Raw genomic sequence first — 21,438 nt, forward strand, 5'->3', positions numbered from 1 at the left:
GGGTGGGCCGGGTCCAGTCGATGACGATCTTGCCGCACTGCCCGGACCGTGCCGTGGCGAAGGCCTCGGCGTGCTGTGCGTAGCCGAAGCGGTGGGTGATCACCGGGCTGATGTCCAGGCCGCCCTGGAGCATCACGGACATCGCGTACCAGGTCTCGAACATCTCGCGGCCGTAGATGCCGCGCAGCGTCAGCATCCGGGTGACCACGGTCGCCATGTCCACCGGGACGTCGCCGGTGGGCAGCCCCAGCACGGCTATCCGGCCGCCGGGGCCCATCCGCGCGACCATCTCCCGCAGGGCGTCCGCGCGGCCGGACATCTCCATGCCGACGTCGAAGCCCTCGGCCATCCGCAGCTCGGCCATCACCTCCTCGAGGGAGCCGGTGCGGACGTCCAGTGCCACCGTGGCGCCGAGCTTGCGGGCCAGCTCCAGGCGGTACGGGCTGACATCGGTGATCACGACGTTGCGGGCGCCGGCGTGCCGGGCGATCGCCGCGGCCATCATGCCGATCGGCCCGGCCCCGGTGATGAGCACGTCCTCGCCCAGCACCGGGAAGGACAGCGCGGTGTGCACGGCGTTGCCGTACGGGTCGAAGATGGCGGCCACATCCAGGTCGACGGGGTGCCGGTGCACCCAGACGTTGGACTGCGGCAGCACCAGGTACTCCGCGAAGGCACCGTCGGTGTGGACCCCCAGCCCGATGGTCCGGATGCACAGGTGGCGGCGGCCGGCCAGGCAGTTGCGGCACTTCCCGCACACCAGGTGGCCCTCGCCGCTGACCAGGTCACCGGTCGAGATGTCGGCCACGCCCGGGCCGGTCTCGACGACCTCGCCGACGAACTCGTGCCCGAGTACCAGCGGGGCGCGCACGGTCCGGGCGGCCCACTGGTCCCAGCTCTCGATGTGCAGATCGGTGCCGCAGATGCCGGTGCGCAGCACTCGGATCAGCACCTCGCCGGTGCCGGGTCGGGGGGTGGGGACGTCGGTCAGCTCCAGGCCGGGGCCGGCGTCGGTTTTTACCAGTGCCTTCATGAGCGCCACTGTCGTCTGCCGATACCTGTGAAGTCCATCGACAATTTCCACGGAATGCTGTGAAGCTGTACTTCACAGGGTGGAGAATGGGCCCATGATCGACCCCCGCAGACTCCGGGTGCTGCGCGCCCTGGCCGAGCACGGCACGGTGACCGCCGCGGCCAAAGCCCTCTACCTCTCCCCGTCCGCCGCCTCCCAGCAGCTGGCGGCGCTGGAGACGGAGGTGGGCCACACCCTGCTGGAGCGGCGCGGCCGCTCGGTGCGGCTGACCGCCACCGGCAGTCTGCTGGCCGAACACGCGACCCGCATCGCGATCCAGATAGAGCGGGCCGAGGCGGACCTCGCCGCGGTGTCGGCCGGGCTCGCCGGGGACGTGACGGTGGCGGCCTTCGCGACCGCGATCACCGAGGTGGTCGCCCCGGCCGTCGCGGCGCTGCGAGACCCGGCCCCGCAGGTGCGGGTGCGGGTCAAGGACGCCGAGGGCAGCATCAGCCTGCGGCTGCTGCTGGACGGTGAGGTGGACGTGGCGGTGGCCGTCGAGCACCGGGAGACCCTGGGCTGCGGAGCGGACGCGCTGCTGCGCCAACCGCTCTACGCGGAACCCTTCGACGTGGTGCTGCCTCCGGACCATCCGCTGGCGGGCCGCCCGGCGGTCGCCCTGCCCGACCTGGCCGCCGATCCCTGGATCACCCCCTGGCCGGGGAACCCGGTGCACGACGTGGTGCTGCGCGCCTGCGAGGACGCCGGCTTCCAGCCGCGGGTGGACTGCCTGTCCGACGACTTCCGCGCGGTGAGCGCGCTGGTCACCTGCGGTGCGGGGGTGGCCCTGGTGCCGCGTTCCGCCCTGCACGCCCTGGACCTCGGTGGGGCCACCGTCCATCCGGTCACCGGTCGGCCGCCGACCCGCCGGGTCTTCACCGCCGTACGGCGCGGCAGCGAACACCACCCGCTGCTCCGGTTCGCCCTGGACGGCCTGCGCCAGAGCGCCGCACGGCTCGGCCCCAGGACCGCACCGTAGCCCCGCCGGGGGCTGCCTGGGGCGACGCGCTGAGCCGGGGAGCGGGGGCGGGCCGTTGGCCGGCCGGTTCGGGCGCTGGAGGCGGGCCGCCTGGCCCGGACGGTTCGGGGGCGAGGCCGACAGTCGGGCGCCGCGGTCGGAGGGCGGAGGCCGCCGGCGGGGCCGGACGGTTCCGGGACGTGCGGCCGGCCGCCGGACCGGGGCCGGTACGGGCGGCTCGGCTCGACGGCGATCTCCGCCGCACCGTCCGTCCCGCGCGGTGCGGTGGTTCTACGGTTCGGCGGTTCGGCGTGGTGGAGCGCGGCTCAGCGTGGATCGGCCGGGCAGGGCCGCCGGGCGAAGGCCAGTACCGCGGCGAGCGTCATCGGCTGACGTGTCGACAGATACAGGTAGGGGGCGCGGTATCGGGGATCGGTGATCTCGATCCGCAGCGCCGTGGGCACATAGCCGCGCAGCAGCATCAGCGCATGCGGGTCGGCCCGGAAGGTGCGCCAGGCCAGGGCCTCCTCCGCGTCCAGGATCTCCGGCAGCCCCAGCGCCTCGATCGGCAGCCGGATCGGGCCCGCCACCAGGGAGCCGGGGGTGACGCGGACGCTCGACGCGCCGTAGCGGAAGGCCACCGCGGCGCCCACCCCGGATCCCAGCAGCAGTCCGCAGCCGGCCGCCGCCGCGCCCAGCGGCAGGGCGATCAGCCCGGTGGCCAGCCCGGCGAGGAACACGAACAGCCACCACACCCGCGGAACCGCCAGACGCTCGTGGTAGAGAGGCATACGCCCAGCATGCCAGCCCCTCGCCGGGAGCCGACCGCGGGGCGGCGGTTCGCGCCGCCGCCGAAACGGCGTTGCCGACAGGGGGAGTACATGGTGGGGTTCGCGCCATGTCCGTATTCCTGGAGACCGACCGGCTGCGTCTGCGCCGGTTCACCGAAGCCGACGAGGACCACCTGGTGGAACTGGACGGCGACCCCGAGGTGATGCGCTTCATCACCGGCGGCCGGCCCACCCCGCGCGAGACGGTCCGCACCCGGGTGCTGCCCCGGCTCGCCCATGTCTTCCCAGGCACCGGCGAGCCGGGCTTCTGGGCCGCCGAGGAGCGCGCCCGGGGCGGGTTCCTCGGCTGGTTCGAGTTCCGGCCGCTGGAGGAAGACGACGGCACGGTGGTCGAACTCGGCTACCGACTGCACAAGGCCGCCTGGGGTCAGGGCTATGCGACGGAGGGCGCCCGGGCGCTGATCCACAAGGGCTTCACGGAGCTGGGGGTGGAGCGGGTGGTGGCCAACACCATGGCGGTCAACAGCGGGTCCCGGCGGGTCATGGAGAAGTCCGGACTGACCTATGTGCGCACCTACTTCGGCGACTGGCCGGAGGCCATTCCCGGCTCCGAACACGGTGAGGTCGACTACGCCCTCACCCGCGAGGCATGGCAGGAGGGCCGCGGGCACCGGTAGCCGCGCGGGCCCTGCGCCGACTCCCGCTCCTCCGGCGTCCGGCGCGGCCGCTATGCCGAGGCCGCCTGGCGCAGTCCCGGCAGCTGGAGCCGGTCCGCCTCCAGAAGCTGGTTGTGGGCCAGCACATCGGTGAAGAACAGCGGGATCGGCAGAGTGAGACCAGGGGGCAGCGGCGGAGGCATCCGCGGGCTGAAGGTGACCGGCAGCAGACCCAGCAGCCGTCCGCTGAGCACCTTGGTCAAGAGCACCACCGGCGCGCCGGTCGCGGTGACGGTGCCCGCCGGGTCGCCGTCCGTCTCCAGCACGCCCTGGCAGTCGGACCAGGGGTCCGAGGAGTGCGGGTCCACCACTCCGATGCCCGGGATGCCCATGTCCAGCAGCGGCAGGGCCAGGCCGGGCAGTCCGACGAACCGAGGGTGCCCCTCATCACCCGGAACCCCGCAAGCGGGCCCCAGCAGCGGGCTGTCCTGGCGCAGCGCGGCGATGTCCACCCGGTGGACGGTGAACGCCAGCACCCGCTCCGGCCCCTGTGCGGTCGTCAGCTCGATGATCCCGCGGTACGTCAGACCGGTCAGCACCAGCAGCGGGGTGCGGATCACGGCGGGGCGGCCGGCGGCCGGCACCCCCGAGGGCACCGCCCCGGACAGCCGCAGCGAGACCTCCGGCAGGCACCACGGTGAGCGCCGGTCGCCGGAGCCCACTCGAATCCGCAGCGGGAGCAGCGAGCCCAGGCCCCGCATGCCGCCGTCCGAGGGGAGCCGCGGTGTCTCCACGGTGAGCAGGGAGGGGGCGGGCGGTTCGCCGTGCCCGGATTCCGCACGGTCCTCGGCCTTGTCACGTTCCTTGGCCTTGTCTTGGTCCTTGTCGTGCCGGGTTTCGGGCCGGGATGGGCGCTCGCCGTGCGAGTCGGCCGGAGGGCGGCCCTCTTCGGCCGGGGCGGCGGTGTCCTCGGGCCGCGGCGCCTCATGCTCGCGCTCGTCCCCCTGGGTAACGGGCGCACGGTGGCGGCCCAGGCCGAGGAGACCGGCGAGGGCGCCCAGCAGACCGCCCGCCGGCTCGGCCTCGGGCTCCACCCGGGGCTCCTCGCCGACGTCATCGGCTGGGGTGTGGGACGGCGCGGGAGTGTCCCGTACGGGGGGCCGAAGCCCGCGCGGATCCGGCACCCGGGCTCGGGGCGGGAGGTTCCGGGCCTGCCGCTCCGGAGCTTTCCCCTGTTCCGCGGGCCGGCCCTGCCGCTCGGGCGCTTCTCCCTGTTCCTCGGGCCGGGCGCGCTGCTCGGAGGTTTTCCCCCGTTCCCCGGGCCGGGGCCGCTCGGCGCCGGCCGGGCCGGAGCCGGATCCGCGGGTGGTGGCTCCGACAGCCGTCAGCAGGCCATCCAGCAGGGAGCACACCGAGAGCGGCTCGTCGTCCCGCCGCTGCCCGACCACCGGAGTCTCGGGGGCGTCGGTGGGGACCCGCGGCGGAGGTGGCGCGGCCGGCGCCGGCGTCTGCAACCCGGTGGCGAGCAGCGCCCCGGCCGGCAGGATCCCCAGAACGCGCAGCCGGTTGGCCCGGCTCATCCGGCCGTACGCGGTGGCTGCCGGGATCGCCGGCCGGGCCGCACCGTCGGCGGACCCCGCCGACCCGCGGCGTTCGCCACCACCGGCGCTCGCCGGCGGCCGCGGTTCGGCCGGGACGGGCCCGGCGCCATCGCCTGTGTCCACCTGCGACCCGCCTCCCCACAGCGGCCAGCGTCCGCCGGGTGGGCCACCGCGCGGAGGGCGGCGCGGCTTCCCCGGTCGCCCGTCGGGCACCCAGCTCACCGCCATCGACCCGCCGAGGACCCCCAGCAGGAACCCCACCAGGAAGCCGCCCAGATTGGACAGGACGAGCGAGGCGACCGCGAAGACCAGGGCGGCCACACCGGCGAAGATCCGGTAGCCGGGAGCCACCCAGAGGCTGATGCCCAGCAGGATCAGGAAGGCGCCCATCAGCACCCCGGAGACCCCCGCCACGCCCTCGTGGATCAGCAGGCTCAGCGGCGCCAGCGGAATGGACAGCAGCTCCACCCCCGCGAGCAGGGTCCAGACGCCGGCCCAGAACGGCCGGCTGCGTCGCCAGTCGCGGAACGCCCGCCACCACCGCAGCGGCCCGCTCCGGCCCGGCACCGCCGCCTCACCCATGGCGGACCACCCGATGGGACGCAGAGGTCGGGGCATCGTGGTCGGTGCGCCGCGCCGTGCGTCGGCCTAGAAGCACGGGTGTTCCCCCCTCGACACGGCCAGGTGCAGTCCGGGCAGCCTGAAGGTCGCCGCGCTCACCGACCGGGTCTCCTGCCGCAGATCGTCGATCCGCATGGTTTCGGCCTGCTGGGCGAAACCGCCCCGCGGCCCGGTGACGCCGGGCACCTCGGTCAGCGTCGAGGCGTCCTGCCCGATGGTGATGTGCCGGAACGAGGCGTCGCCGGCGAGCTCATGGGCGTCCGCCACCAGGCGGTCGGCGTGCGCCGGCCGGTCGCCGGTGCCCGAGGACAGCCGCAGCGTCACCGCCCCGAACAGCGGCACCTCCTGCACCACGGACTGGCAGAGATTCACCAGATCGGCCGAGCGGATGGCCGTCAGTGCCTCCGGATAGGCCGCGTTCGCCCCGCGGTCGAGCACACCGAACTGCTCGAAACCGCGGCCCCTGAGGGTGTCCGCGGAAATCTGGAAGCTCCTCCCGGACACCGTGAAGGCGTTGGCGGACACCCCGAAGGACGAGGCCAGCGCACCCGTCGCCATCGCGGCGAGTACGCCCCCGGACAACGCCAGGGTGGGCACCATGACGAGGGCAAGCCGCAGCCACCGGGTCCGTCCCATGGGCCGGGCCCGTTCCTGGACATCGGTCATCGCTCCACTTTCTCCTCGGGCTCCTCGGCGGCAGGCGGGATGGCGCCCGCGGGCGGCGCGCCGGGAACCGCCCGGCCGGGCTGGGGTACGGGTTCCGCACGGGCGCACGGATGCACTCGTGCCAACGCCCTGGCTCCCGGCCGGTCACTGCTCTGCTCCGCCGCCACCGCATCGGGTGATCACCATGGGCCTGTTCGGCTCAGTAACCGGCGGTGGAGCCCGCCGGTGCCCGGTGCCTCAGTAGCAGGGGTGGACGCCGGGCGTGACGGTCATGCTGAGACCGTTCAGGCGGAAGACCGAGGCGCTCACCGCGGTCGCCTGCTGCCGCAGATGGTCGATCCGCACGGTGTCGGCCCGCTGGCCGAACGCCCCGGCGGGGGCGTCCGGCACGTCCGCGAAGGAGCCGGCGTCCTCCCCGATCACGATGTTCCGGAAGGTCGCGTCACCGGCGATGGCATCGGTGTGCACCACCAGGTGGTCGGCGTGGGCCGGTGTACCGCCGCCCCCTGCCCGGATACGCAGGGTGGCGTGCCCGACGCCGGGGAGATCGATGACCGTGGACTGGCAGAGTCGGTGCAGGTCCGCGGACCGGACTCCGGTCACGGCCGTCGCCCTGTCCCCTCTGGCCGAGTGGTCGGCCGCGACGTACTGGGTGAACCCCTGCCCGTCGAGGCGGTCCGCCGAGATCTGCAGGGTGCGCCCGGACAGCACCACCGATCGAGCCGAGACGGCGAAGGAGGCGGGCAAAGCGCCGGCGCCGACCCCGGCGACCAGTACCCCGGACAGCGCCAGGACCGGTACCGCCACCAGTGCCAGGCGTGCCCAGCGGGTGTGCCCGGCGGAACGGAAGGAACGGCCTGCCACGGGGAACCACCTCTCGGTAGGGCCCCACCGGGGGCCTCGCCGGTGGCTGTACGGGTGGGTACGAGGGGGAGGGTTCGGATCGTGGATCCATTGGAACGCCGCCACCGCCGCCCGGCAACCGCGAGCCCCGGGCCTGCTGGGGCGCTGGTAGAGCTGGGCAGAATGGGGGAACACGGAAGACATGACGGATAAAACGCCTGAAACCGGACCGCTGGGTCCCTCGCGGCCGGAGCCGGCCTCGAAGGTGCCGCCCGGCGAGACCCCACCCGGCGAGTCGAGCATGTCCGGCGCGGGCCCCCAGGAGACGTACAACCCCACCAAAGGGTGGGCCAAAGGCCCCACGACCATCATCCTGGTGCTGGTCGTGCTCTTCGCCGCCTTCTGCGTCGCCTTCGCGGTGGTCGTCTCGCGGTGACCCGCGCGTGTGCCGCGGCACAGCGGGCCGACCGGTCGTCGCGCCGGCCGCCCCACCCGGTCGCGGTGCAGGTTCCACCTGGCAGGGGCGCAGGTCCCACCTGATTGCCGTGCCGGTCCTGCCACCGGCCGGCGCGGTGCCGGCGGTCAGGCCGCCCGGCGCCGACGCGCCAGGCCCAGGCCCAGACCGGCCGGCAGCGTCCGTCCCGCGAAGCGGGGGTTCGGAGCAGCCGCTCGTACGGCTGCTCCGAACCCCCCGGGCTCGTCAGTTGACGGCCAGGACCGCCGTGTTGTTCGTGACGTTCGGGTCGAAGCCGAAGGGGTACGTGCCGAACTCGCCGAACGGGGGGTGGATGCTCACGGCACCGGTCGCGCCGGGCACCACGGTGTCGACGCGCACGGAGAACGCGAACGTGCGCTGGGTGTCCTCCAGCACCCAGTACCGCAGGTCGCAGTCGTAGCGCGGGGCGCCCGTCTGCCGCGGGTAGTAGCCGCCGTCGAGGGTGCGCGGGGAGCAGCCGGACGGCACGCCGGTGACCGTGGTGCCCTGGGGCACGATCAGCCGGACCTCGGCTACCGGGTCACCGGAGCCGAGCAAGCCGAACCAGGCCGGGCCGTTGTTCTTGAACGTGAGCTCCGCTGTGGCCGTCTCGCCCGCGGCGCCGGAGATGGTGTCACCGGTCACGGAGAAGTCCGCGGTGTTCTCCGCGCCGATCTGGAAGATCGTGAAGTTGTTCCGGGAGTCGAGGTCCTGGGCGCCGCCGCCCGGCTTGACGTCGATGTCGAGCCGCTCGTTCAGCGCGTGCGGGGCGAGCCGCACCGTCAGCGGCTCGGGCAGCTCGAAGGAGTCGCCTGGTGCCAGCACCTGGTCGAACGTGCAGAACGCCGTGCTCGACGGCGCGTAGTCCTTGCCGTCCGTCGTGGTGTAGGTGCAGGCGTCGTACCGGGTCAGATCCGTCAGGCCGTACGAGGCGCTGAGCTTGACGGTGAACCCGTTCGCGCTCTGGTTGCCGTTGTTTGTGACCTTGAACGGGATCGTCTGCTCGTCGCCGGGCTGACCGCCCTCGATGTCGGCGATGGGATCGATGACGAGGTCGGGCCCGGTGCCGACGGTGAGCGTGGTGTCGAAGCTCTCGTGCGGCGCGGTGAGCGTGCCGTCGGGCCCGCCGGTGGCCGTCGCCTCGTAGGTGATCCTGCCCTGCGCGCCGACTTCGGCGCCGTCGGCCGCGCGCACCGTCAGGAACACCTGGTGCTTGTAGTCGCCCCCGATCGTGGGCACCACGGGGATGTCGCACACCGCGGTCGTGCCGCTCGGCGTGCAGTTGTCAGGCCAGGTCACCTCGGCGACCCCGGCGAGATCGGAGATGTCGACGGTGAGCCTGCCGTCGGTCACCGTGAAGTTCTCGTTGTCGTGGTAGAGACCGACGCCGAGGGTGCGGGACTGCGGCTGACCGCCGTCGACGCCGAGCGGCAGCGTCTGCTCGTACGGTTCGTTGATCCACAACTGGTCGTTCTGCGGCGGGTCGTCGTCAGCGAACGCGGGCGCGGCGAGGCCGGCAGCCAGCAGACCGGCCGCCACGGCCACCGCGGCGCCGGATCTGAGACGTACGTGGCGTCCAGCTGGGAACAGTCTCATTGCTACCCCCCAAGGGTTGGTAACGCGACTGACGCGCCGGCATCCCCGGCGCACCGGGAGGATCATCACATGGCGGAAGATCTTGCCGCCCGTCGGTTTCCGGCCCTGTTGGAGAACACCCGGCTGCCGGCCCACCCGCTTGCCTCTCCCGAGAACATCGAGGCATGGACGGCCGATCCCCGCACCGGCGTTCGACTACGTCCCGGGGGTCGGCCCGCCGTGAACACGAGAACCGCGCCAACGCCCTCGCCGCCGATCCCGTCAGGCGTTGAGGATCACCCGACGGCGGGTTTCCGGTGGCTCCGGGTCGTGCCCCAACGCGGGTTGCCGGCACACTCGCAGGTCTCAACGCATCTTCGCCGCGGCGCTCTTGATGGCTTCGCGTATCCGAAAGTAGGTGCCGCAGCGGCAGACGTTCGCGATGGCGTCGATATCGGCGTCGGTCGGGTTCTTGGTCCGCTTGAGCAGGGCCACCGCGGCCATGATCTGACCGGGCTGGCAGTAGCCGCACTGGGCGACGTCCTGCTCCAGCCATGCCTCCTGGACAGGATGGAGGTCGTCCCCGTCGGCCAGGCCCTCGATGGTGGTGACCTGGCGGCCGGCCACCGTGGAGACGGGCACCACGCAGGGGCGCACCGCCTCCCCGTCCAGATGGCTGGTGCACGCCTTGCAGACGTCGATGCCGCAGCCGTACTTGGGGCCCCGGATACCCAGCAGGTCGCGCAGCACCCAGAGCAGGGGCAGGTCGTCGGGGGCCTCGACGGTGACGGTCTCCCCGTTGACGGTGAAGGTGTGGGAGGGCATGTCCGGGACTCCTAGCGGGGGAAAGGGGTGAAGTCGACGTCGAAGTGGATCGGGAAGCTGCGCGGCGAGGTGCCGGTGGCCCGCGCGAAGGCGTTGGCGATCGCCCCGACCGCGGCCGGCACCCCGAGCTCGCCCGCGCCACCGGGCTCGCCGTCGGCCGGCATCACGAAGATCTTCACCTCCGGCGGACTGTCCTTCTGCCGTGCGTAGTGGAACTGCGAGTAACTGCCCTCCAGTGGCAGCCCCCTGTCGATGTGCAGCCCCGCCCGCAGGGTGGTGGAGATGGCGTCGGTGAGGCCACCGAGCAACTGGGCCTCGATCCCGCGCGGATTGATCGGCCGGCCGACATCCGCGGCGATCACCGCCTTGGTGACCCGGGGATGGCCGCGGTCGCCGCAGTCGATCTCCACCAGGCAGGCGGTGCAGGACTTGTACTCCTCGTGGAGTCCGATCCCCTGGGCCCGGCCCTCCGGCATCGACCGCCCCCACTGGCCCTCTTCGGCCACCTTGTCCAGTACGGCCCGAGCCCGGTCGCTCTTGGCGAAGGTGCGGCGGAACTCCACTTCGTCCTTGCCCAGGGACCGGGCCAGCTCGTCGACGAAGATCTCCTCGGCCCCGCGGGTGTTCGCCGAGTACACCGAACGCCAGGAACCCGTGTGCATCTTCAACGGCACCTCGGTCAGCAACTGGGTGGTGAGCCCGAAGTGGTAGGGCGACTTGACCGTGGTGAGGAAGAGCGTCTGGGCCAATCCGGCGTTGCCGATGCCGGGCGGCAGGCTCGCCGCCACCGAGGTGATCATCTCGCCCAGTCCATGCCGGAAGTCGGTCTCCACGGCGGCCACCCGGTGCTCGAAGGAGAGCACCTCGTCGCCGGCGTAGGTCGCGCGTATCCGGTGGTGGGTGGCGGGCCGCATCCGGCCATGGCGCATGTCGTCGATCCGGGACCACATCAGCCGCACCGGGCGTCCACTGGCCTTGGACACCTGGGCAGCCTCCAGCGCGGCGTCGAAGAACAGCCGCCGCCCGAAAGAGCCTCCCGCCTGCATCACATGGACGGTGACCTTGCTCAGCGGCAGGCCCAGCGCTGCCGCTATGGACTCCCGCGCCACGATGGGCGTCTTGAGCCCCGACCATATGGTGGCGCGGTCCGGCCGCACGTCGGCGACGGCCGAGTTGGTCTCCATCGGCGCATGGCTCACGAAGGCGAAGTCGAACTCGGCGTCCAGATGCCTGGTCAGCAGCGGCGGCACCACGAACGGCGCCGTGGCGGACTTCAGCCTGGCCCGGATGCCGTCGTCGGAGAAGGCGTCCACCGTCCCGGGACCCCAGGTGACGTCCAGGGCGTTCTTCGCGTCGAGTGCCTGGCCGAAGGTCTCGGCGACCACGGCCACACCGGTCGGTATCTCCACCACATCGAGGACCCCCGGCATCGCCCGCACCGCCGCCTCGTTGTTCACCGACTCCACCGTGCCGTTGACGGACGGCGGTCGGCGCACCATGCACGGCTTGGCGCCGGGTATGTCCAGGTCGAGGGTGTACTGCTGCCGGCCGGTGACCATCGCCCGGGCGTCGATGCGCGAGGTGGCGGTACCGACCAGGGTGTGGGCGGACTCCGGCTTGGGGGTGGCCGTCAGTGCCTGGAGGTCCGGCGCGGCCGCCTCGGAGGAGAGCGAACCGTAGGAGGCGGAGCGCCCGTCGGAGGCGAGCACCGCGCCGTCCCGGGTGCGCAGGTCCTTTGCGGACACCCCCCAGCGCTGCGCGGCGGCGGAGAGCAGGCGTGCTCGGGCGGCAGCCGCGGTGTGCCGCACCGGGCCGTAGAGCGACCGGATGGAGTTGGAACTGCCCGTCATCTGGTTGAAGAGCAACTCGGGGCGGGCATCGTCGAGTTCGACGCGGACCCGGTCCAGCCCGAGGTCGAGCTCCTCGGCGACCAGCATCGCCACCGCGGTGGTGAGCCCCTGCCCCACCTCCTCCCTGGGCAGCCGGAACGTCACCAGCCCGTCCTCGCCGATGGTGAGGACCAGCATGCCCGCGGTCGGCGCCCCGGCCAGAATCAGCAGATCTCCGAGATCGACGAGGTCGGCGGGGGCCGGCAGCGTCGGTATCACCGCCTCCGCGGTTGCCGGTGCGACCGCGTCCGCCCCCACCTGGGTCGCGAGCGCGAGCGTGGGCGCGGCGACCAAATAGGTGAGAAACCTGCGCCTGCCGTGGTCTGCCATGGCCTCCCCAATCCGTGGACAGTCGATAGATCATTGCCGGCCGGTAGCCCGCATGCGGCGCGGCGGCGCAGGCCCTCCCCGTACGCGACATCCCTGAAGCCACTCCGGATCGCCGGGGCTTTGAGGCCGTCTCACGCCCGCCGAATCCAGGGAACTGCCAAGCCATCGGAGATCTTGGCCACAGCCCTGGCCGAAGACACCGAATCCCCGCGGACCCCTCCCACTACCCTGTCCGCGCACACCGGCCGTGCCGGATGCGCGTCGCCCCGCTCCGCCTTCTTCCACAGTGCACCATTCGGCTCCAACAGGCGATCACCCGAACGAGTGATCGATGCGGGGGGTGGGGTATCGCTCTGGATGGGTGGGGCGGACCGTCGTGGCGGCGCGCGGCGGGCACGTCGGCCCGGCGCGGTGTCCGGAGGCGCCGGGGAAGTGGGGGGCGCGCGTCCCCGGCGCCGGCCGTCCGCGGTGCGACCCCCAGTCGAGGTCCCGGGGACGGAGGACCGCTCCTGGGGCGCCCGAAGCGGGCGGGCAGGTCAGGAAGACGCCGGTGCGAGGCCGCCCGCGGGACGGTGGGCGTAGCACCGCCGCAGCCAGCGGGCCCGCCCGTCGGCGGCAGGCTCGAACGGCACCCTGCGGTGCATGACCCGGCGGTTGTCGAAGATATGGAAGCCGCCCTCCGACACCATGACCGGATGCCCCGGCAGGCCGGCGAGGCACTCCTCGAGTCGGGCCAGGGCCTCCCGCGCGTCCGAGGTCATGCCGGCCGGCAGACCGGGGCCGTAGCAGAGTGCCGGGTTGCCGTCCGGGAGGCTCCACAGCAGCGGGACGCCGGTTCTGCTCAGCGGCTTGCCGCTGTCGGTGGCGCGGTAGGACTCCGGTGCGCTGATGGTGAACTCGGGGCGCCGCAGCGCCTCGGCGGTCGCCGCGGGCAGCGCCGCCAGGACCGTGTCCACCGGCAGCAGGTCCGTGGGCACCCCTTCGTCGTTGCGCATGCCGAAGAAGGAGAGGTAGTGGGGTATGGCCGCGGTGATGTCCGCCTCGGGCGCGTGGTCGAGCACCGAGTCGTCGGTGTGCCAGTCCAGCGGCTGGGCGTAACCCCAGGAGGTGAGGCTGCTCGCGGCGACGGCGCGCGGTGCCACGTTCCTGATCAGGCGGCCGTCGTTCTCCCAGCGGTAGGCCACCGGCAGGAGCCCGAGCAGCCGCAGGATCCCGAAGTGCACCAGGTTGGGCGTGGTGAGCAGCGATTCGTCACTGAAACCGTCCCGGGGTGTGGGTACCGGATCGGCCGGGCCGGGCAGATTGGCCAGGGTGAACCATGGAGTGGGGGAGTGCCGCCACCCCGCGAGGGCTTCGAGAGCCGCGGCGGGCAGGTGGTTGCGGAGGTGTTTGGCGCCGTATTCGCCGTAGCGGGCGGGATCGGTGTCGGGGAGTGTGGTACCGAGGTCGATGCGCGCCTCTTCCAGAGCGGCCCTCAGGGCGGCTTTGGACACATCGTTGATGCGCAGGGTGTGGGTGCCGCGGTAGGTCATGATCACGACCCTACGAACGCCTCGTTCGGGTGTTCGCATTCCGGAGAAGATCTGAGGAATATCTGAGACTTGCGCTCACCGGAGCGCGGTGTCCGGGGACCGGACGGCTCCTCGGCCGCGCCGGTACCAGCGTGCCCCGGAGAGCCGGAGGCGGCGGCTCCACGCGCGTACGGCGCCCGCCTCGCCGGTTCGGCCGCCTTGCACGGCACGGCCGTTCGGCGGCCCAGGGCCCTCACCGGTACGGGCTCGAGTCCCGGTCGCCGGTGACGGATACCGTGGGTCGTGCCACCCGCCCGGCTGCCGCACGGTGAGCGAACGTCAGAAGGTCGCGGGCCGGCGGGATCCCGGGGGCAGCCCCCAGGGCGGGGGAGACCGTCAGCGGTAGACCCCCGGTACCCGTACATCGCTGAAGTCCAGTACGCGGCTCACCTCGCGCAGCGTCTGCTCGGCGACCTGCCGGACGTCTGCCGGAACGTCGCCGCGCTCTTCCACGAGGCCGGCATAGATGGGGGTGTCGGAACGGTCTACGGAACTCACGTCGATGTGCCCTTACGAATCGTCGGCGTACTGCTTCCCGCCGACGGCCGACCGGAAGCGGTAGCTGAGTGTACGGGCTGGTGAGGTGCCGGAGCAGCGGCGATATCACCTGCCGGCCACATTATGGCGTGTCCTGTTCAGACGTTTGACAGCGCCACCGGGACGCTCGCGGCCGGCCTCGCGCGCAGATCCGCTCCGCCGGCCGCGGGGCCCGCCCACCGCCGGGTCATCCCGCGGCGGACACCCCGACCGCCGGCTCCGGCCGCAGTCCGCGGTCGTCCTCGGGCCCGCGTGGGCCGGGCAGCGACAGCTCGCCGGTAGGCCGCAGTTCCACGGTGCGGACCGGCCGCGGGATGTCGATCCCCTCCGCCCGGTACCGCCGGTGAAGGCGCTTCATGAACTCATGCTTGATCACGTACTGGTTGGTGTACTCCAGGGTGCGCAGGATGACCGAGAATCCGATGCCGGAATCGCCGAAGGTGTGGAAGCGCACCAGCGGGTCGTAGTCCGCCACACCGCCGGGCACCTCGGTCATCACCTCCCGGGCGATCTCCGCGGTCACCTGCTCCACGTGCTCCAGGTCGCTCTCGTAGCCGACCCGTACCTGGATCAGGATGGACATCTGCTCTTCCGGCTGATGGAAGTTGGTGGTGATGGCGTCGGCGAGCTTGGCGTTCGGGATGATCACCAGGTTGTCCGCCTGCTGCCGGATCACCGTGTTCCGCCAGTTGATGTCGACCACATAGCCCTCCTCGCCGCTGCTGAGCCGGATGTAGTGGCCAGGCTGCACGGTCTTCGAGGCGAGGATGTGCACCCCGGCGAACAGGTTCGCCAGCGTGTCCTGGAGCGCGAGGGCCACCGCCAGACCGCCCACTCCCAGGGCGGTGAGCAGCGGGGCGATGGAGATGCCCAGGGTCTCCAGCAGGATCAGGACCCCGATGGCGAGCACCGCGATCCGGGTGAGGTTGACGAAGATGGTGGCGCTGCCCGTCGCGCCCGACCGGGTCAGCGCCAGCGACCGTACGAGGTCGGCCACCACCCGCGCCGCGGTGGCCGTGGTGACCAGGATGAGCACCGCGACCAGCACCTGGTTGACGGTGTGCCGGGTCGTGGAGGTGAGCGGCAGGGCCGTCGCCCCGGCCGCGGAACCGGCTGCCATGGCCGCCCAGGGGATCAGGGTGCGCAGCGCGTCCACGATGATGTCGTCGCCGCTCCACTGGGTGCGGCGGGCCCGTTCGGCGAGCCAGCGCAGCGCCGGCCGGAGCAGCAGCGCGGCGAGCGCGCCGGCCCCCAGCGCGCCGGCCACGATCAGCAGATCGTGCCAGGTGAGTGCGCGGGTCACCGGTCACCTCCCGGTATGCGGCCGGACCTGCCGGGTACGGACCTGCCCGGCGCCGGGCGGCGGCCGGGTCCAGGCCGTACGGCGGCCTCCGGTACCGGGGCCTGCGCGTGCTGTGTTCTCACTGGTCACCTGCTTGTGCCTGATCGATGTGCAACCACGCCAAGGCACCGAACGGCGGCCTGACGTGAGGTGCCATCCTGCCCCATCGGCCACGGGGAGCCGTCGCGGGCTCAGCCGGCGCGCGACCGCGGGCAGTTCGTCCACCCGCCGGTGCCGGGACCGTTACAACGGCTGACGGAGCGGGCATTTCCCCAGCAGAGCATCTTCTTTCCGCCCTCCCGGTTCCCCAGCGGCCCCGCCTGTCCGGCAGCGGACACCCCCGCCCGCATGTGCCGCCTTCCGAGGCCGATCCTGCCCGGGCGAGGGCGTCCGTGCGAGAGAGACGAGGCCGTGCCATGCCCTTCACCGGTGGCGATGTCGAAGTGGCACAAGTCAGCGACACCGACTGGCGGCTGCTGAGGCCGCTGACCTACCAAGGCGCCCAGACCACCTTCGAGGTGCCGGCGGGGTTCATCACCGATTTCGCCTCGGTACCCCGGATCTTCGTCTGGCTCTTCCCGACCTACGGCCGGTACACCAAGGCGGCGATCCTGCACGACTTCCTGTGCCGCAACCCCGACCTGGCCGACCGGGCGGACGCCGACGGCGTCTTCCGCCGCGCCATGCGCGAACTCGGCGTGCCCCTGCTGCGCCGGTGGATGATGTGGGCGGCGGTACGAGCGGCCTCCGGGCTGTCGAGGATCCGGATCGGCCAACTGGCGGCGTGGCTGGTGGTCGCCCTCTCCTCGGCGCTCTTCCTCGCCGTACCCGCGGTGGTGGTACTGCTCTGGCTGGGTCTGTACGCACTGGTCGAGTGGGCTCTGTACCTCCTCCTCAAGCCCTTCGGCCGGGCCGGGACCGCCCGCCCGACCGTGCTGCCGGCGGGGCGTCGGACACGGGGCGCCACCGCACCGCAGGCGGCCCTCGCACCGCCCCGGGTACCCACCGGCCCCGAGGCCGGGCCGCCGGCCTGACTTCCCGATGTGCCGCGCCCCGCACCCCAGGGCGCGGGCTCCGGCTTGCACCTCACGTGACGTGAGGACGGAAGCTGGTGCCACACCAGGAAGGGAGCGGAAGCCATGGGCTACTCGGTGGGTCAGGTCGCCGGATTCGCGGGCGTGACCGTGCGCACACTCCACCACTACGACGAGGTGGGGCTGCTGCACCCGAGCAGCCGCAGCCACGCGGGGCACCGGCGGTACGACGACGCCGACCTCGACCGGCTGCAACAGATCCTGTACTACCGGGAGCTGGGCTTTCCGCTCGACCAGGTCGCGGTCCTGCTCGACGGCCCCGCCACCGACCCGCGGGAGCATCTGCGTCGCCAGCACGAGCTGCTGACGGCCCGGATCGCCGAGCTGACACGGATGGCCGCGGCCGTGGAACGCGCCATGGAGGCACGGAAGATGGGCATCAACCTCACCCCGGAAGAGAAGTTCGAGGTCTTCGGCGACCGGGACCCGGAGGAGTACGCGGCCGAGTCGGAACGCCGCTGGGGCGGCACCCACTCCTACCAGGAGTCGCAGCGTCGCATCGCCGGGTACGGCAAGGAGGACTGGCGTCGGATGCGCGACGAGATCACCGCCTGGGGCGCGAGGTACCGGGCCCTGATGGAGGCCGGCGGCGCGCCCGGCTCCGAGGCGGCCATGGAGCTTGCCGAGGCGCACCGGCAGCACATCAGCAGGTGGTTCTTCGACTGCCATCGGAAGATCCACGAGGGACTGGCGGAGATGTACGTCACAGATCCGAGGTTCCGGGCGTACTACCAGTCCATCCATCCCGGCCTCCCCGAGCACCTCCGCGAGGCGATCCGGGCGAACGCGGGCCGGGCCGCCGGATAGCACCCGGCCGCCCGGGGTCGGACGCGCGCAGCCGGGTGGCGGGGTGGCCGGCCAGGGCATCGGGCTTGATCCGCGCGGCCGGCCGCAGGACACGGGAGTCCGGGCCCTGGTGTGCGGGGTGGTGGGGATGGCCGGCGGCACCACGCCGAAGGAGCTGGGGCGCCGATCACGGCCGGCCGATCACGCGGTACTGGACGCGAGCAGGCAGGGTGATCCGGCTGCCCCAGCCGCCTGAGCCGGGCGGCTGGGGCCCGGTGGCGTCACCGGTGATCGCTCCGTCCCGGGCCCAGGAACGAGGGGGGACCCTAATTGGAGTCCGGAATTCGTATTTTGCTAGCGTGTGGGTTGTGCGACTGACGAAGTTCACCGACCTGGCACTGCGTGCAGTGATGCGCCTGGCCGTCCGCAAAGAGGGCGAGCTGGTGACCACGCGCGAGGTGGCGCAGGTGATGGGAGTGCCCTACGCCCATATGGCCAAGGCGGTCACCAGGCTCCAGCATCTGGGAGTCGTGGAGGCCAGGCGAGGCCGTGGCGGCGGACTGGGGCTGACCGTCCTGGGTCGGCGGGCCTCGATCGGCTGGCTCGTGCGCGAGCTGGAAGGCGAAGAGGAGGTCGTCACCTGCGAGGGTGACGTGCCCTGCCCGCTGCGGGCCGCCTGCCGCCTGCGGGGCAGCCTGCGGGAGGCGCAGGAGGCCTTCTACGGCGCGCTGGATCCGATCACGGTCGCCCAATTGGTGGACTCGCCCACCGGTCCGGTCCTGCTCGGGCTCACTCCGGGGCGCCGCCCCGACTGAACCCTCGACAGAGCCACGTCGCTCCCGGGGTGCGGTAGCCAGTCGCCACTCCGTTAAATGCGAAGATCATTAACCACTTTAGGAGTCCCTGATGCTCTCTGCCAGCTCCGCCCCCGTCATCCGGGCCACCCTGCCCGTCGTCGGCGCCCACCTCAACGAGATCACCGACCGGTTCTACAAGCGGCTCTTCGAGGCCCACCCCGAGCTGCTGCGGAACCTGTTCAACCGGGGCAACCAGGCCAACGGAGAGCAGCGGCAGGCTCTGGCCGGGTCCATCGCGGCCTTCGCGCAGGGGCTGGTCGACCCCGACGGCCCCGGGGTCAGCGGTGCCCGGGACCTCATGATCACCCGCATCGCGCACAAGCACGCGTCCCTCGGTGTCATCGCCGACCAGTACCCGATCGTCCACAAGCACCTGTTCGCGGCGATAGTCGAGGTGCTCGGGGACGCCGTCACCCCCGAGGTCGCGGCGGCCTGGGACGAGGTCTACTGGCTGATGGCCGAGACCCTGATAGCCGCCGAGAAGGGGCTCTACGAGGAGGCCGAGGCTCCGGAGGGCTCGGTCTGGCGTGAGATGGAGATCGTCGAGCGGCTGCAGGAGACCCCCGACACGGTCTCCTTCACTCTGCGGCGGGTGGACGGCCGCCCCGCAGGAACGTTCCGGCCCGGCCAGTACATCAGCGTCCAGGTTCCGCTCGCCGACGGCGCCCGGCAGATCCGCCAGTACAGCCTGAGCTCCACCCCCGACCAGGCGGACTGGCGCATCACCGTCAAGCACCGTGAGGACGAGCCGGTGCCGGGCGAGGTCTCCGGCCGGCTGCACCGCGAGGCCAGGCCGGGGGACGTGCTCACCGTGTCCGCCCCGTTCGGCGACATGGTCCTGCCCGAGGGCGACGGACCGCTGCTGCTGGCCTCGGCGGGCGTCGGCTGCACCCCGATGATGGCCATGCTCGGCCGGCTGGTCGACGAGGACTCGAAGCGCGAGATCATCGTCGTCCACGCCGACCGCGGCCCGGACCAGCATGCCCACCGCGAGGAGCAGCGCCGGCTGGTCGAGCAGCTGCCCCAGGCCCAGCTGCACCTGTGGTACGAGCAGCCGGACGCCCGGACCCCGGAGGCGTCGGTCGGCCGGGTGGACCTCGACGCGCTGGCCCTGCCCAAGGACGTCACCGTCTGCCTCTGCGGTCCGCTGCCCTTCCTGCGGGCGCTCCGCGGCGACCTGCTGCGCCGCGGTGTCCCCGCGACGGCGATCCACTACGAGGTCTTCGGCCCGGACCTGTGGATCGCCCGCGGCTGAGGCCTCCACGGGGGGCGCTCCGTCCGCCGCGGGCCCACCGAGGCCGGCCGTCCGGTTTCCCTCCGGGGGCACGCCGCCGGCCGGCCGTCGCGGGACGACCGGTTGCCTCGCGACGGCCGGATCCGGCTCGAGAGGCGACAGGGGACCTGCCGATCCCCGCGGTACCGCTGCCATACGGTGGCGGACAGCGGACATCGGCGGGTCCCCTGACCCTTGGAAGGACTCGGTCAGGGGCAACGGGGGTGCGGTGGGTCGGCGAGCCGGGCAGCGGCCGGCCGCGGTTCGTGGAAGGTTTCGTCGCGGAGCATCACGAAGAGGACGTCGGCCCGGCGTCTGACGGGGCAGAGCAGAGCCTGGGTGCGGTGCTTTCCCTGGGCGACCTTCTTGTCGTGGTAAGCCCGGGATACCGGGTCGCCCTGGCGGCGAACGCGGAAGGGAAGAAGGCCGGGTGCGGCACCGCGCCGGTATGTGCCGCTTCTGTCGACTTCCCAACTTTCTGTCTGGGCGGGCGGCTTGTGTCCGCCGTGCGGCAGGGGCGCCGGGGAGGCGGCGTGAGCGAACCCGGCGCCGGGCGGATGTGGGGGGTGGCGTTCGTCAGTGCACGGGTTGCGGGCTGGGCTGACCTGACGGCTCGGCTGACGCCGTGGCGTCGTACGCGGCGCGGGCCCGGGTGATGGCGCCGCGGTGCCGCTCCGCCCATTCCATCAGGCCGGTCAGGGAGGAGTACAGCTCCCGCGCCATGGCGGTGAGGTCGTACTCGACCTTCGGCGGCACGGTGGGATGAACGGTCCGTGTGAGCAGACCGTCGCGTTCGAGCTTGCGCAGGTTCAAGGTGAGCATCCGTCGGCTGATGCCTTCGATCGAGCGTTCCAGCTCGGTGAACCTGACAGGGCCGCGCGCGGCGGCGACCAGGATGCTGATGCTCCACTTGCCCGCCACGTGATCGAGCACCTCGACGAGCGGACACGCCTCGGCGGTGACCTCCTCGGACACATCCGTGTGACTGCGGGACATAAAAGTGCCTCCTTCCCTGGGTGCTCATGGTTACAGAAGATGACTGCTGTAACAAATAGTGCCCCAAAGAGAGGTTCCCCATGCCCCTGCCTGCCACCAGGGCGAGTGTGTCGCCGTGGCTGACCGTCGCCCTGCTCTGCGTCGGCCAGATGATGATCGTCTTGGACCAGAACATCGTGAACGTGGCGCTGCCCTCGGTGCAGGGCGGCCTCGGGCTCTCCTCCGAGAACCTCGTCTGGGTGGTCAACGCCTATGTCATTCCGTTCGGCGGGCTCCTCCTGCTGGCCGGCCGGCTCGGCGACCTGTTCGGACGCAAAGCCGTGTTCCTCACGGGAATCGGGCTCTTCAGTGCCTCCTCCGTGCTGTGCGGTTCCGCCACCGGCGAGACCTCGCTGATCGCGTCCCGCTTCCTCCAAGGGATCGGTGGGGCGGTCGCCTCCGCCTGCATCCTCGGCATGGTCGCGACCGTGTTCTCCGACCGCCGCAAGCAGGCTCAGGCCATCGCTGCCTACAGCTTCGCCTCGGCGGGCGGCGGGGCGGTCGGACCGCTGCTCGGCGGTGTCCTCACCGATCTGCTCAACTGGCACTGGATCTTCTTCATCAACGCGCCGATCGGTGTCGCCCTGGTACTGGTCGGGATGCGAGTGCTCCCCGGGGGCCGCGGTGAGCGGGCGGGCGGG

General features: G+C 72.2%; 20 protein-coding genes and 1 pseudogene. 8 read left to right on the forward strand and 13 right to left on the reverse strand.

Annotation, left to right across the window (positions count from 1 at the left end; genetic code table 11):
- On the reverse strand, nucleotides 1–1,033 hold a 1,033-nt coding region (gene tdh, locus E4099_RS11490), incomplete at its 3' end, for an L-threonine 3-dehydrogenase (protein ID WP_135338900.1).
- Between the two features lie 94 nt (nucleotides 1,034–1,127).
- On the opposite strand from tdh, the gene E4099_RS11495 reads away from it, so the two are divergent.
- Entirely contained in the window at nucleotides 1,128–2,051 is a 924-nt protein-coding gene (locus tag E4099_RS11495) for a LysR family transcriptional regulator (protein ID WP_135338901.1), read from the forward strand.
- Nucleotides 2,052–2,356: 305 nt separating this feature from the next.
- Here E4099_RS11495 and E4099_RS11500 read toward each other — a convergent pair whose 3' ends face one another.
- Nucleotides 2,357–2,821, reverse strand: coding sequence for a DUF3093 domain-containing protein (locus tag E4099_RS11500; protein ID WP_135338902.1), 465 nt, complete (start codon nucleotides 2,819–2,821; stop codon nucleotides 2,357–2,359).
- Between the two features lie 107 nt (nucleotides 2,822–2,928).
- Here E4099_RS11500 and E4099_RS11505 point away from each other — a divergent pair, with 107 nt between their 5' ends.
- On the forward strand, nucleotides 2,929–3,498 hold the full coding sequence (locus E4099_RS11505; RefSeq protein ID WP_135338903.1) for a GNAT family N-acetyltransferase: 570 nt from the start codon (nucleotides 2,929–2,931) through the stop codon (nucleotides 3,496–3,498).
- 50 nt (nucleotides 3,499–3,548) lie between these two features.
- On the opposite strand, the gene E4099_RS33595 is transcribed toward E4099_RS11505, so the two are convergent.
- From E4099_RS33595 to E4099_RS11520, 3 genes are all read right to left on the reverse strand, one after another.
- Nucleotides 3,549–5,660 carry a DUF6114 domain-containing protein gene (locus E4099_RS33595; RefSeq protein WP_209446593.1) on the reverse strand — a complete coding sequence of 704 codons (2,112 nt, stop codon included), beginning with the start codon at nucleotides 5,658–5,660 and terminating at the stop codon, nucleotides 3,549–3,551.
- A 66-nt stretch (nucleotides 5,661–5,726) separates the two neighbouring features.
- Nucleotides 5,727–6,365 carry a DUF6230 family protein gene (locus tag E4099_RS11515; RefSeq protein ID WP_135338904.1) on the reverse strand — a complete coding sequence of 213 codons (639 nt, stop codon included), beginning with the start codon at nucleotides 6,363–6,365 and terminating at the stop codon, nucleotides 5,727–5,729.
- Between the two features lie 237 nt (nucleotides 6,366–6,602).
- The gene (locus E4099_RS11520) at nucleotides 6,603–7,229 is read right to left on the reverse strand and encodes a DUF6230 family protein (protein ID WP_135338905.1); all 627 of its coding nucleotides are present in this window, start codon (nucleotides 7,227–7,229) and stop codon (nucleotides 6,603–6,605) included.
- Nucleotides 7,230–7,410: 181 nt separating this feature from the next.
- Here E4099_RS11520 and E4099_RS11525 point away from each other — a divergent pair, with 181 nt between their 5' ends.
- Entirely contained in the window at nucleotides 7,411–7,644 is a 234-nt protein-coding gene (locus tag E4099_RS11525; RefSeq protein WP_135338906.1) for a DUF6480 family protein, read from the forward strand.
- Between the two features lie 264 nt (nucleotides 7,645–7,908).
- Here the strand turns inward: E4099_RS11525 and E4099_RS11530 are convergent, their stop codons facing one another.
- The 6 genes from E4099_RS11530 to E4099_RS11550 all read right to left on the reverse strand — a co-directional run bounded on the left by E4099_RS11530 (nucleotide 7,909) and on the right by E4099_RS11550 (nucleotide 15,713).
- Complete coding sequence (locus E4099_RS11530) at nucleotides 7,909–9,279, reverse strand: COG1361 family protein (protein WP_135338907.1); 1,371 nt, start codon at nucleotides 9,277–9,279, stop codon at nucleotides 7,909–7,911.
- A 345-nt stretch (nucleotides 9,280–9,624) separates the two neighbouring features.
- A complete protein-coding gene (locus E4099_RS11535; RefSeq protein WP_135338908.1) occupies nucleotides 9,625–10,083 on the reverse strand; it encodes a (2Fe-2S)-binding protein in 459 nt (152 codons plus the stop codon).
- Nucleotides 10,084–10,094: 11 nt separating this feature from the next.
- Nucleotides 10,095–12,302: a xanthine dehydrogenase family protein molybdopterin-binding subunit gene (locus E4099_RS11540; RefSeq protein ID WP_135338909.1), complete on the reverse strand. Its 2,208-nt coding sequence runs from the start codon at nucleotides 12,300–12,302 to the stop codon at nucleotides 10,095–10,097.
- Nucleotides 12,303–12,838: 536 nt separating this feature from the next.
- Nucleotides 12,839–13,834, reverse strand: coding sequence for a TauD/TfdA family dioxygenase (locus tag E4099_RS11545; RefSeq protein ID WP_135338910.1), 996 nt, complete (start codon nucleotides 13,832–13,834; stop codon nucleotides 12,839–12,841).
- A 375-nt stretch (nucleotides 13,835–14,209) separates the two neighbouring features.
- On the reverse strand, nucleotides 14,210–14,371 hold the full coding sequence (locus E4099_RS32935) for a hypothetical protein (RefSeq protein WP_167828346.1): 162 nt from the start codon (nucleotides 14,369–14,371) through the stop codon (nucleotides 14,210–14,212).
- 226 nt (nucleotides 14,372–14,597) lie between these two features.
- Nucleotides 14,598–15,713 (reverse strand): mechanosensitive ion channel family protein, encoded by a 1,116-nt coding sequence (locus E4099_RS11550; protein WP_135338911.1) that lies wholly within the window; start codon nucleotides 15,711–15,713, stop codon nucleotides 14,598–14,600.
- A 455-nt stretch (nucleotides 15,714–16,168) separates the two neighbouring features.
- Between E4099_RS11550 and E4099_RS11555 the strand changes: the two genes are divergently transcribed.
- The 4 genes from E4099_RS11555 to E4099_RS11570 all read left to right on the forward strand — a co-directional run bounded on the left by E4099_RS11555 (nucleotide 16,169) and on the right by E4099_RS11570 (nucleotide 19,744).
- Complete coding sequence (locus E4099_RS11555; protein WP_135338912.1) at nucleotides 16,169–16,786, forward strand: DUF1353 domain-containing protein; 618 nt, start codon at nucleotides 16,169–16,171, stop codon at nucleotides 16,784–16,786.
- A gap of 105 nt (nucleotides 16,787–16,891) precedes the next feature.
- Nucleotides 16,892–17,653, forward strand: a complete 762-nt coding sequence (locus tag E4099_RS11560) for a MerR family transcriptional regulator (RefSeq protein WP_135338913.1) — start codon at nucleotides 16,892–16,894, stop codon at nucleotides 17,651–17,653.
- 347 nt (nucleotides 17,654–18,000) lie between these two features.
- On the forward strand, nucleotides 18,001–18,447 hold the full coding sequence (locus tag E4099_RS11565; RefSeq protein WP_135338914.1) for an RrF2 family transcriptional regulator: 447 nt from the start codon (nucleotides 18,001–18,003) through the stop codon (nucleotides 18,445–18,447).
- 91 nt (nucleotides 18,448–18,538) lie between these two features.
- A complete protein-coding gene (locus E4099_RS11570; RefSeq protein WP_135338915.1) occupies nucleotides 18,539–19,744 on the forward strand; it encodes a globin domain-containing protein in 1,206 nt (401 codons plus the stop codon).
- 227 nt (nucleotides 19,745–19,971) lie between these two features.
- On the opposite strand, the pseudogene E4099_RS34130 reads toward E4099_RS11570, so the two are convergent.
- A pseudogene (locus tag E4099_RS34130) lies at nucleotides 19,972–20,189 on the reverse strand (hypothetical protein); the annotation flags it as partial.
- A 149-nt stretch (nucleotides 20,190–20,338) separates the two neighbouring features.
- Nucleotides 20,339–20,758 carry a winged helix-turn-helix transcriptional regulator gene (locus E4099_RS11580; RefSeq protein ID WP_209446594.1) on the reverse strand — a complete coding sequence of 140 codons (420 nt, stop codon included), beginning with the start codon at nucleotides 20,756–20,758 and terminating at the stop codon, nucleotides 20,339–20,341.
- Between the two features lie 80 nt (nucleotides 20,759–20,838).
- On the opposite strand from E4099_RS11580, the gene E4099_RS11585 reads away from it, so the two are divergent.
- Nucleotides 20,839–21,438, forward strand: a 600-nt coding sequence (locus E4099_RS11585; RefSeq protein WP_135338916.1) for an MFS transporter, incomplete at its 3' end; no start/stop codon positions are given.

This window comes from Streptomyces palmae, assembly GCF_004684805.1.
In the GTDB taxonomy this organism is placed as follows: Bacteria; Actinomycetota; Actinomycetes; order Streptomycetales; family Streptomycetaceae; genus Streptomyces; species Streptomyces palmae.

Excerpts from the sequence above, each read along its gene's own strand:
- E4099_RS11560 (WP_135338913.1), top strand. The coding sequence starts at position 16,892 with ATGGGCTACTCGGTGGGTCAGGTCGCCGGATTCGCGGGCGTGACCGTG.
- E4099_RS11500 (WP_135338902.1), bottom strand. The coding sequence starts at position 2,821 with ATGCCTCTCTACCACGAGCGTCTGGCGGTTCCGCGGGTGTGGTGGCTG.
- E4099_RS11580 (WP_209446594.1), bottom strand. The coding sequence starts at position 20,758 with ATGTCCCGCAGTCACACGGATGTGTCCGAGGAGGTCACCGCCGAGGCG.
- E4099_RS11570 (WP_135338915.1), top strand. The coding sequence starts at position 18,539 with ATGCTCTCTGCCAGCTCCGCCCCCGTCATCCGGGCCACCCTGCCCGTC.
- E4099_RS11555 (WP_135338912.1), top strand. The coding sequence starts at position 16,169 with ATGCCCTTCACCGGTGGCGATGTCGAAGTGGCACAAGTCAGCGACACC.
- E4099_RS11495 (WP_135338901.1), top strand. The coding sequence starts at position 1,128 with ATGATCGACCCCCGCAGACTCCGGGTGCTGCGCGCCCTGGCCGAGCAC.
- E4099_RS11515 (WP_135338904.1), bottom strand. The coding sequence starts at position 6,365 with ATGACCGATGTCCAGGAACGGGCCCGGCCCATGGGACGGACCCGGTGG.
- E4099_RS11530 (WP_135338907.1), bottom strand. The coding sequence starts at position 9,279 with ATGAGACTGTTCCCAGCTGGACGCCACGTACGTCTCAGATCCGGCGCC.
- E4099_RS11525 (WP_135338906.1), top strand. The coding sequence starts at position 7,411 with ATGACGGATAAAACGCCTGAAACCGGACCGCTGGGTCCCTCGCGGCCG.
- E4099_RS33595 (WP_209446593.1), bottom strand. The coding sequence starts at position 5,660 with ATGGGTGAGGCGGCGGTGCCGGGCCGGAGCGGGCCGCTGCGGTGGTGG.
- E4099_RS11505 (WP_135338903.1), top strand. The coding sequence starts at position 2,929 with ATGTCCGTATTCCTGGAGACCGACCGGCTGCGTCTGCGCCGGTTCACC.
- E4099_RS11535 (WP_135338908.1), bottom strand. The coding sequence starts at position 10,083 with ATGCCCTCCCACACCTTCACCGTCAACGGGGAGACCGTCACCGTCGAG.
- E4099_RS11545 (WP_135338910.1), bottom strand. The coding sequence starts at position 13,834 with ATGACCTACCGCGGCACCCACACCCTGCGCATCAACGATGTGTCCAAA.
- E4099_RS11540 (WP_135338909.1), bottom strand. The coding sequence starts at position 12,302 with ATGGCAGACCACGGCAGGCGCAGGTTTCTCACCTATTTGGTCGCCGCG.